10 protein-coding genes are annotated in these 10,691 nt (G+C 59.1%); 7 read left to right on the top strand and 3 right to left on the bottom strand.

The window, feature by feature from the left end; all coding sequences use genetic code 11:
• Window positions 1–110: transposase (locus tag ACTD9P_RS28175; RefSeq protein ID WP_163003228.1), on the top strand; the 110-nt coding region annotated here is incomplete at its 5' end.
• 59 nt (window positions 111–169) lie between these two features.
• Here the strand turns inward: ACTD9P_RS28175 and ACTD9P_RS28170 are convergent.
• Window positions 170–949, bottom strand: a complete 780-nt coding sequence (locus ACTD9P_RS28170; RefSeq protein WP_438870216.1) for a YiaD family glycine zipper/OmpA-like lipoprotein — start codon at window positions 947–949, stop codon at window positions 170–172.
• 234 nt (window positions 950–1,183) lie between these two features.
• A complete protein-coding gene (locus ACTD9P_RS28165) occupies window positions 1,184–1,828 on the bottom strand; it encodes an MBL fold metallo-hydrolase (RefSeq protein WP_438870215.1) in 645 nt (214 codons plus the stop codon).
• Window positions 1,829–2,020: 192 nt separating this feature from the next.
• Here ACTD9P_RS28165 and ACTD9P_RS28160 point away from each other — a divergent pair, with 192 nt between their 5' ends.
• The 6 genes from ACTD9P_RS28160 to ACTD9P_RS28135 all read left to right on the top strand — a co-directional run bounded on the left by ACTD9P_RS28160 (window position 2,021) and on the right by ACTD9P_RS28135 (window position 7,558).
• On the top strand, window positions 2,021–3,346 hold the full coding sequence (locus ACTD9P_RS28160) for an AAA family ATPase (protein ID WP_438870214.1): 1,326 nt from the start codon (window positions 2,021–2,023) through the stop codon (window positions 3,344–3,346).
• Between the two features lie 5 nt (window positions 3,347–3,351).
• The gene (locus ACTD9P_RS28155) at window positions 3,352–4,047 is read left to right on the top strand and encodes a retron system putative HNH endonuclease (RefSeq protein WP_438870213.1); all 696 of its coding nucleotides are present in this window, start codon (window positions 3,352–3,354) and stop codon (window positions 4,045–4,047) included.
• 74 nt (window positions 4,048–4,121) lie between these two features.
• Window positions 4,122–4,712, top strand: coding sequence for a paraquat-inducible protein A (locus tag ACTD9P_RS28150; protein ID WP_438870212.1), 591 nt, complete (start codon window positions 4,122–4,124; stop codon window positions 4,710–4,712).
• Entirely contained in the window at window positions 4,709–5,353 is a 645-nt protein-coding gene (locus ACTD9P_RS28145) for a paraquat-inducible protein A (RefSeq protein WP_138816799.1), read from the top strand. Before ACTD9P_RS28150 ends, ACTD9P_RS28145 begins: the two co-directional genes overlap by 4 nt.
• Window positions 5,334–6,983: a PqiB family protein gene (locus ACTD9P_RS28140; protein ID WP_200430826.1), complete on the top strand. Its 1,650-nt coding sequence runs from the start codon at window positions 5,334–5,336 to the stop codon at window positions 6,981–6,983. The genes ACTD9P_RS28145 and ACTD9P_RS28140 overlap by 20 nt, the downstream gene beginning before the upstream one ends.
• A gap of 14 nt (window positions 6,984–6,997) precedes the next feature.
• Window positions 6,998–7,558: a PqiC family protein gene (locus tag ACTD9P_RS28135; protein WP_438870211.1), complete on the top strand. Its 561-nt coding sequence runs from the start codon at window positions 6,998–7,000 to the stop codon at window positions 7,556–7,558.
• Window positions 7,559–7,711: 153 nt separating this feature from the next.
• Here ACTD9P_RS28135 and ACTD9P_RS28130 read toward each other — a convergent pair whose 3' ends face one another.
• Window positions 7,712–10,441, bottom strand: a complete 2,730-nt coding sequence (locus ACTD9P_RS28130; RefSeq protein ID WP_438870210.1) for a winged helix-turn-helix domain-containing protein — start codon at window positions 10,439–10,441, stop codon at window positions 7,712–7,714.
• Window positions 10,442–10,691: the final 250 nt, after the last annotated feature.

The raw sequence follows: 10,691 nt of genomic DNA, 5'->3' as shown, positions 1-10,691 counted from the left end.
TGGAAGGGATAAACAATCGAATAAAGGTCATTAAGCGGATGGCGTACGGTTACCGGGATAGCGAGTTCTTTTTCATGAAGATCAAGAGCGTCTTTCCCGGTAATCCGTGAAGAACCAAAAAAAAGGCGCCGTGCATTGACTGCACGGCGCCCTTTTTAATGCCCAGGGTTTACTGGTACTGCTGGTACGGGTTGCCCTGGAACTGGTTGTTCTGCTGCGGTGCCTGTTGCTGCTGCTGTTGACCAGGCTGGCCGTATTGCTGGCCAGGGATCGGGCCGAGGTTGACCTCAACGCGACGGTTCTGGGCACGGCCATTCACGTCGGCGTTGCTGGCAATCGGGTTATCCGGGCCGGCGCCACGGGCACTCAGGTTGGTCGGGCTGACGCCTTGAGAGGTCAGGTAGTTGGCCACGCTCTGGGCACGACGCTGGGACAGGTCCATGTTCAACTGGCGGCTGCCCGTGCTGTCGGTGTAGCCGACGATCTGGATGGTGTTTTGGTTGAACTGCTTCAGCGAACCCGCCAGGTTATTCAGCGGCGTATAGAAGCTGCTGGAAATTGCGTCGGAGTTGGTCGCGAAGGTGATGTTGCCCGGCATGATCAACTTGATCTGGTCACCCTGGCGCTGCACTTCAACACCGGTGTTGGCCATGCTTTCACGCAGTTTCTTTTCCTGCTGGTCGGCGTAGTAGCCATAACCGGCTGCGCCCAGGCCTGCAATGGCACCACCGATCAGTGCGCCCTTGCCACGGTTGTTATGGTCAATGGCAGCACCCGCCAGCGCACCGGCCAGAGCACCCAGGCCGCCGTATTTGGCGGTTTTGCTGATGCCCCCTTCGGAACCATTGCTGGCCTGTCCCTGGCTGCCGTCATAAGGATTAGGTGAAGCGCAGCCGGATAACAGGGCTACGGCGGTGGCGACAACAAGCAGACGACGCGGAGTGAACATGAAGGGAGCTCCTACTTTTGCATTCTGTGGTGCAAAGGACATTGGCAATGGGCCTGTGCCGAGTTTGGATCGCGACAAACGGTAAAAATTCCGTGGCCACTTTCCCACCTGTAACAAAACATTGAACAGTATCCCCGCTAGATAAACCGTAGCAGGCCAAGTCTGAACGCGACCTGCCAAGACGATTCTTTCTGAAGAACAGCCTCGCCCGCGCAAATATTCCCTCCGCGCCTGCTACGCCCGCACGAACGGGTTCTCGCGCATCTCATCGCCCAAGCAGGTATCCGGGCCGTGCCCCGTAACCACCGTCGCGCCCTCGTCCAAGGTGTACAAACGCTGCTTGATCGAACGCACGATAGTCGCCTGGTCGCCGCCCCACAGGTCGGTACGTCCCACGCCGCGCTTGAACAAGGTGTCGCCGGCGATCAGCAACTTGGCATCGGCAAACCAGAAGCTCATCGAACCCGGCGTGTGCCCCGGCGTATGCAGCGCCACCCCGCAGCCACAGGCCAACTCCTCGTCGTCCTCCAGCCAGCGATCCGGCGACGGTACCGGCGTGTAGGGCACGCGAAACATCTGGCATTGCATTTCCAGGTTATCCCAAAGAAATTGATCTTCTTTGTGCAAATGCAGCGTGGCGCCGGTCTTCTCTTTGAGCTGGCCGGACGCCAGGAAGTGATCCAGGTGGGCGTGGGTATGGATAATGCTCACCACCTTGAGGCCCAGCGCATCCAGACGCGCCAGGATCATCTCGTGATTGCCGCCCGGGTCGATCACAATGGCTTTTTTGCTGATCGGGTCGCCGATGATGGTGCAGTTGCACTGCAAAGGGCCGACGGGGAAGGTTTCGCGGATCAACGCAATCCCTGGGGCGTCCATATAGACTCCTTTGATTAAAATAATTTTTCAGCAGCCCAGTATAAGACGAAGCGCGTTGAGAATCTCAGCGACACCACACAGGTGTGTAGCACTGTTAGTATGCTCGTCTATTAGTTTCGCGCTCGCAGGACAGCCATTATTGATGCGCTGCAAGAACTGCCAGGGCCGCGTTGTTCAGTCAGAAGAGAGACTATGAATCTCACAAAGCTAAGCCTGAAAAACTACCGCCGCTTTGACGAATTCGAAATCAGCTTCGATCCCGAGCTGACGGTGATCGCGGCGCGTAACGGTCAAGGCAAGACATCCGTTCTAGAGGCTATCGTGGCTGCTCTAGGACCTTTCGTTGGCGCATTTGATCAGGGCATATCCAAGCATATTGAGCGCACCGATGCGCGTTATGTAAGAGTTGGCGAAGGCTTCGAGAGCGAGCAACAATTTCCTGTTGTTATCAACGCCCAATTGAGCGATCCAGAAGTGCATTGGCAGCGAGCCTTAAATGGCCCGAAAAGTCGCACGACCACCCGCGAAGCCGAACCACTGGCGGCATGGGGGCGAGCGCTTCAGACGATGCTGCGAAATACTTCAGAGGTTTCACTTCCGATCGTGCGCTACTACAGTTCCAGACGACTGTGGGTGAGTCATAAAAATGTATCGAGTAAAGCGGTACTGACTGAAAGTCGTACCGCCGGCTATGAAGATTGCCTCTCTGTGTTCTCTACATTTGCTCAACTGCAGGAGTGGATGAGGAAAGCCACACTGGCAGCCCTGCAACAAAAACAGCAGCCCGGTTACGAGCACTCCAACTTGGAACCCCGCTTGCAAGGCATCAGAGATGCCGTAAACAACGTGATGTCCGAAGAGGGCTGGAGCGACTTCCATTACAGCCTGACATTTGAAGGGTTGTCCATGTCGCACCCAGATCACGCGGCCCTGCCACTCAGCTTGCTCAGTGATGGTGTGCGCGCCATGATTACATTGGTAGCTGATCTGGCGTTACGCTGCGCGCGACTTAATGGGCACCTCAAAGAAAGAGCACCGCGTGAAACGACCGGCATCGTATTGATTGACGAAGTCGACCTGCACCTGCATCCCGCTTGGCAGCAACGTGTCATTGCCAGCTTGCGCAGCGCATTTCCTAAAATACAGTTCATCGTGAGCACCCACAGTCCTCAGGTTCTCTCAACTGTAAAACGCGAAAACACTCGAATTGTTTACCAAAACGCTCAAGGACATTGGCAGGCCGTATGCCCATCGCAAGAAGTCAAAGGCGTTGAAAGCGCAGTCGCACTCAACGACGTGATGGGTGTGAATCCGATTCCACCGGTAGAGGAGGCGCAATGGCTGGCCGACTACACCGCAAAAATTGAAAACGGCACCCATGAAGACGCCGACGGCTGCGCCCTACGCTCAAAGCTGCTGGATTTCTACGGTCCAAGAAACCTTGTCATGCTCGAGTCTGACAGGCTCATTCGCTTTCAAACCTTCAAATTGCGCAAACATCTGGACACGAAGGACTGATCGTCATGCTCAAACTGGATCGCGCCTCTATCAACGCCCCAGCCTGCTTGGCGGAATACGACTATCACACCCAAACTTGGGATGACTTTCGCGGTGGTTGTAAAAAACAGCTGCGTTTTGCCTTGGTTCAATTACAGGGTATTCCCGGCATCACCACCCCAGAGGCGGCCGAATACGGTGTGCGGTGTGCCTATTGCGAAAGTGCTATTTACCACGAAGGCCACATCGAACATTTTCGTCGAAAAAGCCAAAAGCACCCTAATGGCTACCCAGAGTTGACGTTTGAATGGAGTAATTTTTTCCTCGCCTGCGGAGCGGACGAACATTGCGGGCACTATAAAGACCGACGCTCGGCCCCCCACTATGATGCTGACCAGCTCGTCAAACCGGACGAGCATGACCCTGAGTTCTACCTCTATTTCCACTCGTCTGGTGAAGTACGTGCACGTAGCTCACTGAATGCTGAAGAGCAGCATCGTGCAGCAGAGACCATTCGTGTATTCGGCCTGGACAATGGAGCATTGATTGGCGCCCGGGCCAATGCCGTTCGCAGCTATCGGAAAATCAAGGATCAGGATATTGAAGAGTTGGCATCGTGGGATGAGGACGACCGTAATGAATACTTCCTCTACGAAATCGAAAGTACTCGCTGGCAGCCCTACGCAACGACTATCAAACACTTTTTACTGGGCCGCACCTGATGCGCGCCTAGGCTACTAAGCTGGTTTGAGCGCCATCGAACCCGCACCGCAGCGTCGCGTTTGGAGCAAGGCTTATGGCCAATCAACGGATCATCTGTGAACACTGCGATTGCGTGTACGACAAGGTCACGCTCGCCAAACATCAAAAAGCCCTGTGCACCCGTTGCGCAGGCGTGTTGCAGCGCTACAACGGGTTGTCGGTGCAACAGCGCCTCGCGCTTACCATCACCGCAGCGGTGTTGTGGACCTTTGCCAATTTCTATCCGGTGATGAGCATCAGCCTGCAAGGCCTTAAAAACAGCGCGACCTTGTGGGACTCGGTGGTGGCGCTGAGCCTGGGGCCGATCACCTTTATTGCCCTGGTGGCGGCGATCTCGATCATCATCGCTCCGGTGTTTCAACTGCTATTGCTGATGTGGGTGCTGAGTTTCGCCTTGACCGGCAAGCGCTCACCAGCGTTCAAAGTATGCATGCGCTGGCTTGAAGCGCTGCGGCCATGGAGCATGCTCGAAGTCTGCCTGTTGGGCGCGATGGTCGCGGTGTTCAAGCTGGCCGGCATGCTCGACGTGATCCCCGGCACCGGCCTGTTTGCCCTCGCCGCCCTCGCCTTGCTGCTGATCCGCATCGCCGGGCGTGACGTACGCGACTTGTGGGACGCCGTATGAACTCACCACCGACCGCCCGCGAACTCAACCTGTGCCTGTGCCACACCTGCGGCCAGCCGTGCGACATGCGCGACGAACCCAGCGAGTGCGAGCGCTGCGGCGCGCCGCTGCATCGGCGCAAACTCCATTCGCTGACCCGCACCTGGGCCTACATGCTCACGGCACTGGCATTTTATATCCCGGCGAATTTACTGCCGGTGATGAACACCACCATGCTCGGTTCCGGCGCAGACAGCACCATCATGAGCGGCGTGCTGGAGTTCTGGCAGCATGGCGCCTGGGACATTGCCCTGATCATTTTCATTGCCAGCATTGCGGTGCCGGGCATCAAGTTTGTCTCGCTGACCCTGCTGCTGGTCACCGTGCAGCGCAACAGCCAGTGGGCGCGCAAAGAGCGCTCGAAGCTGTTTCGGTTCGTCGAACTGATCGGCTACTGGTCCATGCTCGACGTAATTGTGGTCGCGCTGGTGGCCGCGCTGGTGAAGTTCCAGGCGCTGGGCACCATCGAGCCGCGCCTGGGCATTTTGTTTTTTGGCCTGGTGGTGGTGTTTACCATGCTCGCGGCCATGAGTTTCGACCCGCGCCTGATCTGGGAAAACCCACACAACGAGGAGATCTCGGATGAGTTCACACAACACTGACACGCCTGCCGGCTCACCGGCGATCAAGACGCGGCGCTTCAGCGTTTCGCTGGTGTGGATCGTGCCGATTGTGGCAGTGCTGGTGGGCATCTCGCTGGTGGTGCACAACGTGCTGCAACAGGGGCCGGTGATCGTCCTCAACTTCAAGACCGGCAACGGCCTGGTCGCGAATAAAACCGAGGTCAAATACCGCAACGTGGTGATCGGCCAAGTCTCGGATGTGGCCTTGAGCGATGACCAGAAAAGCGTCAACGCCACCATCAAGTTGGCCAAGCAGGCGGAAAGCTTCACCCGTGAAGACTCCAAGTTCTGGGTGGTGCGCCCGCGCATCGGCGCCGGGGGCGTGTCCGGCATCGATACCTTGCTGTCCGGTGACTATATCGGCGCCGATATCGGCCAATCCGACACCCGCGCCAAACAGTTCAAAGGCCTGGAAAACCCGCCACCCATTACCTATGGCGAACCGGGCAAACGTTTCACGTTGCATACCCAGGGCCTGGGTTCACTGGATATCGGCTCGCCGGTGTACTACCGCAAGATCCCGGTGGGCCAGGTCGTGGCCTATGAGCTGGACGACGATGGCAAGGGCGTGAAAATCGAGGTCTTCGTGCATGCGCCCAATGATGTGTACGTCACCGAAAATACCCGCTTCTGGAATGCCAGCGGCATCGACCTGAGCGTCGGCGCCAATGGTTTCGCGCTGAAAACCGAGTCCTTGTCATCGATGTTGGCCGGCGGCATCGCGTTCCAGGCGCCGCCCTACAGCCCCAACGACAAACCGGCCAGCGAAGATCACACCTATGAACTGTTCGACGACCAGCAAAGCGCCCTCGCCCCGCCCAACGGTCAAGGGCAATACATGGCGCTGCGTTTTGATCAGGCATTGCGCGGGCTCAAGGTCGGCGCGCCGGTGGAGTTCCTTGGAGTGGAGTTCGGCAAAGTGGTGTCGATCAACCTGGACTTCGATGCCAAGAAACGCAGTTTCCCGATCAACGTCGGCATCGTGATTTACCCGCAGTTGCTCGGCGAAGCCAACACCAAGCTGCTCAAGGCCACCAACCATGACCCCAACGATGAAGCGGGCGGCGTGCGCCTGATCGGCACCTTTATCGAAAACGGCCTGCGCGCCCAGGCCCGCAGTGGCAACCTGCTGACCGGCCAGCTGTACATCGCCCTGGATTTCTTCCCGAAAGCCGACAAAGTGGTGTTTGACCCGAACCTGCGCCCGGTCAACATTCCGACCATCCCCGGCAATCTGGAGCAGTTGCAGGAGAAACTCGAAGGCATCGTCAACAAGGTCAACCAACTGCCGATCGAGCGCATCGCCGGCAACCTCGACGGCAGCCTGGTCGAGCTGCGCAAAAGCCTTGCCCAGTTCAACGCCAAGACCCTGCCCGGCGTGCAGACCACCCTGGGCGACGTGAGCAAGACCTTGCAGTCGGCCAACTCAACCCTGGCCGAAGACTCGCCGCAGCGCGAACAACTGACCCAGACCCTGGACGAACTGGCGCGCATGTCGCGCTCCTTGCGCGAACTGTCGGACTACCTGGGCCGGCATCCGGAATCGCTGATTCGCGGCCGCCCTGACAGCGCAGCGCCAACAGACCTGCAAGGGCCACCGCGCAAATGACCATTGGAGCCGCCATGACCTTTCCCTTGAAACTCACCCTGGTCGCCGCGCTGGCGCTGCTCGCGGCGTGTCGCAGTGAGCCGATCGCGTTCCACACGCTTACCCCGGTGCACTGGAATAACAGCACGCAAGCCCAGGCCAGCGATATCCGCATTGAAAGCATCAGCGTGCCGCCCCAGGTCGACCGTGCACAAATCGTGATTCGTCAGGGTGACAGTGGGCTGGCGATCCTTGAAACCCAATGGTGGGCCGCAACCCTGGCGGATGAGCTGAAAAGCGCGCTGGTGGATCAACTGGCCAACAGTCATTCCCCGCAAGCCATGTCGTTGCGCGTTGAAGTGCAGCGTTTTGACTCGGTACCGGGCCAATACGCGCTGCTCGACGTGCGCTGGCGCCTGCGGCCCACAAGCGGGGGAGATGCCGCACCGCTGACTTGCCGCACCACCTTGCAGACACCGGCAGGCCCGAGCATTGATGACTTGGTGGCGGCGCATCAGAACAACCTCAAGCGCTTCGCCGCGCTGGTCAGCAAAACCGCTGACACGTCGCTGAAAGCCTGCCCGACTGCGCCGTAGCGAGACAGTCAGACCAGTGTGGGAGCTGGCTTGCCTGCGATAGCATCACCTCAGTTTGACTGGTAGACCGAGGTGCCTGCATCGCAGGCAAGCCAGCTTCCACATAAGCCAGCTCTCACACATATCAGTTCCCACGGGAAAGTTGCCGCATTATCAGACCAGCAGCCCCATCGACTTGGCCCGCGCCACTGCTTGAGTCCGGCGCTCTACACCCAGCTTGCTGTTGATATGGCTGGCGTGGGTTTTCACCGTGTGCAGGGAGATAAACAACTGATTGCTGATTTCCTGGTTCGAACACCCCTGGGCAATCAACTTCAGCACCGCCAGTTCACGTGCGCTCAGGGTTTCATGATTAGGCAAGGCCTCAACGACCGCCGCCACCGGCAACAGCGCCAACAAACTCTGGTTCAGCAAACCATGAGCATCCCGGCCAAGCTGTTCACGCATCCAATCCGGATAACTCTCCAGCAACCGCTGAAAGGGTTGCAACGCCCCACCGGCGCCCGCCTCAAGGGCGCGGGCCAATGCCAATCGGGCCTGGTCTTGCTGCCCGCACTCCAGCAGCAACTGCACCTGCTGGGTCAGGGCCATCAAGGCAATCATTTGCCGCCCACTGTTATGCGCCTGCTGCGCCAGCTCTTCGAGGCGTTGCAACGCGGCGGCCGGCTGATGACGGGTGGCGTCCAAAGCAGCCTGTTGCAGCCCGATATGTTGCGGCAAGTGCGGGTGAAACTCCGGCGCGGCGGCGGCGTGTTCACCGTTGTAGGTTTGCCCCAGTCGGGTCAACCAGGCCTCGGCCAGATCAGTGCGACCTTGAGCCAGCCACAGCTCACATTTGATCAGGGTGATCATCGCCAAGTAGTAGATCGGCGGCACATCCCAGATGTGCATCAAGCGCTCAGCCTCGGCCAGTTCTGCAAACGCCGTGGAAAAATCCCCACGGCGCCCTTCAAAGTTGGCAATCACACAATGCCCGATCAGCACGCTGATATCCCGGCAGGCGCGGGCTTCGTTCAGACCCGCGCGTAAACGGGCAAGGCCGGCCTCGGGTTGATAGCGCACCAGCAGCAGATAGCCCTCGTACAGCGACAACCGCGCGCGCACCGCGTACAGCCGCTGCGGCGCCAGGCCGTGCAGGCGTTGCAGACCCTGGCGCACTTCGTCCAGGGATCGCAGGATTTCGCCGCGCGCCTGCAACACCCGCGCGCGATCGTAATGGGCCAACGCCTCGAACAGTGGGTTACCGACACGCTGCGCCAGCTCCAGGGATTCGCGATTCAGGCCACGGGCGCGCCACAAATCGGCATCGACAATGGCCAGGTTGGACAAGGTCGACAGGCACATCAGACGCTGGCCATAACGTTTTTGCGGCAAGCTTTCCAACGCCTCGCTGCAGTAGCGCAGGGTCGACTCTCGATCGCCCCGGCCACGGGCGATAATCCCGCTCAGCGCCAACCATTGGGCCAGCATCGACTTTTGCGCAGTGGCCGACGGCGCCGGCAAAAAGCGGCTGAGGTAGCTGGACAATTCTTCGGCCGCATCCAGTTGGCAGGCCAGCCCCAATGCCCAGCTGTAGAGCACGATCAAACGCGGCGTGCTGATCAGCAGGCTGTCGGGCAAGTCCATCTTCCAGCGCAGCAGCATGCCGACGTTCTGCTCGGCCAGCAGTTGCTCCTCCGACAGGTTCTGCACCAGGTTCGCCGCCACATCCAGGTGGCCGGCGCGCAATGCTTGTTCTACCGCTTCATCGATCAAGCCCTGGGTGTTGAACCAGCGGCAGGCACGCAGGTGCAGGCTGGCAATCGGCACGGTGGCACTGCTGGCACGGCGGGCACGCAACAGGTCGGAAAACAGATGGTGGTAGCGATACCAGTGGCCCTGCTCATCGAGCGGCACCAGGAACACTTGGTGGGCCTGCAAATAACCGAGGATATGCGCGCTGTCGTGGGCTTCGCGCACGGCGTCGCACAGCTCGCTGCAAAAACGATCCTGCGGGGCAGTGTCGTAAAGGAAGGCTTGCACCTCTGCCGGCAGGCAATCGATGACTTCTTCGAGCAAGTAGTCGCGGATCAGCCCTTCGCCACCGTTTAAATGTTGCGGCAACGCGGCTTCATTGCCAGCTTCGGAAAGGGCCAGCAGCCAGAAGCGCAGGCCAGCCACCCAGCCCTCACTACGGCGGATCAGGTTGTCCAGAGCTTCGCCGCGCAACGAGCTGCTGTGCCTGTCGAGTACGGCCAGCGATTCGTCGTGGGTCAGGCGCAGGTCTTGTTCGTGCAGCTCCAGCAGGTGGCGCGAGAGTCGCAGCCGCGCCAGGTGCCAGTCCGGGCGCTGGCGGCTGGTGACCAACACCAGCAGCCCATCGGGTAAATGATTGAGGAAAAATTGCAGGCAGCGGTCCAGTACCGGGCCCTGGGCCAGATGGTAGTCATCCAGCACCAGCAGCAAGGGCGCGTGTGTGGACAGGTGCAGCGTCAGCTCGTCGAGCAAGCCGTCGAGCCATTCTTCAAAGGCGAAGGGTTGGTGACGCTGACGCATTTTCAGCAGGCCCAGGGATTGGGCACCGAGTTGCGGGAAGTATTGTTGTAAACCGTCGAGCAAGCGCTCAAGGAAGCGGCCGGGGTCGTTATCCCGCGGGCTCAGGCCCAGCCACAGGCTTTGCCAATGCGCCGGCAGACTCTGACAAAACTCCACCGCCAACGAACTCTTGCCGAACCCGGCCGGGGCACTCACCAGCAACAGTCGCCCTGCAAGACCCGCGCTCAAGCGTTCGCACAGGCGCGGGCGCAGCACATAGCCATCAGGCAAAGGCGGCCTGTAGAAACGCGCTTCCAGGGTCGGAATCACCGCGCTTGCAGGCCCTTGGATTCGGGACAGATCAGTCATCGCCGGGCTCTTGTAGAAGGCTGTTGTCGGCATTGCAGATGTCCGCAGACTAGCGGTAAAAGCAGCGGGTTTGTAGATCTTTGCGACATTTGCCTGAAAAAGAACTGCGACAAAAAATATCCCGCATAGAGTAGGAGGCGGATTCACATCCGCCGTCCTCTCACACCACCGTACGTACGGTTCCGTATACGGCGGTTCAGGTTATGCGATTAAGCCGGTTTATCGTATCCAGTATTGAGACCAGTCCGAG

Origin of the sequence: Pseudomonas onubensis (genome assembly GCF_965653655.1) — a bacterium.
Taxonomy (GTDB): Bacteria; Pseudomonadota; Gammaproteobacteria; order Pseudomonadales; family Pseudomonadaceae; genus Aquipseudomonas.
Note: the sequence above shows the minus strand (reverse complement) of the source record. Positions and strands in the feature narration are given on the sequence as shown.

Excerpts from the sequence above, each read along its gene's own strand:
- ACTD9P_RS28145 (WP_138816799.1), top strand. The coding sequence starts at position 4,709 with ATGAACTCACCACCGACCGCCCGCGAACTCAACCTGTGCCTGTGCCAC.
- ACTD9P_RS28160 (WP_438870214.1), top strand. The coding sequence starts at position 2,021 with ATGAATCTCACAAAGCTAAGCCTGAAAAACTACCGCCGCTTTGACGAA.
- ACTD9P_RS28170 (WP_438870216.1), bottom strand. The coding sequence starts at position 949 with ATGTTCACTCCGCGTCGTCTGCTTGTTGTCGCCACCGCCGTAGCCCTG.
- ACTD9P_RS28150 (WP_438870212.1), top strand. The coding sequence starts at position 4,122 with ATGGCCAATCAACGGATCATCTGTGAACACTGCGATTGCGTGTACGAC.
- ACTD9P_RS28155 (WP_438870213.1), top strand. The coding sequence starts at position 3,352 with ATGCTCAAACTGGATCGCGCCTCTATCAACGCCCCAGCCTGCTTGGCG.
- ACTD9P_RS28165 (WP_438870215.1), bottom strand. The coding sequence starts at position 1,828 with ATGGACGCCCCAGGGATTGCGTTGATCCGCGAAACCTTCCCCGTCGGC.
- ACTD9P_RS28135 (WP_438870211.1), top strand. The coding sequence starts at position 6,998 with ATGACCTTTCCCTTGAAACTCACCCTGGTCGCCGCGCTGGCGCTGCTC.
- ACTD9P_RS28130 (WP_438870210.1), bottom strand. The coding sequence starts at position 10,441 with ATGACTGATCTGTCCCGAATCCAAGGGCCTGCAAGCGCGGTGATTCCG.
- ACTD9P_RS28140 (WP_200430826.1), top strand. The coding sequence starts at position 5,334 with ATGAGTTCACACAACACTGACACGCCTGCCGGCTCACCGGCGATCAAG.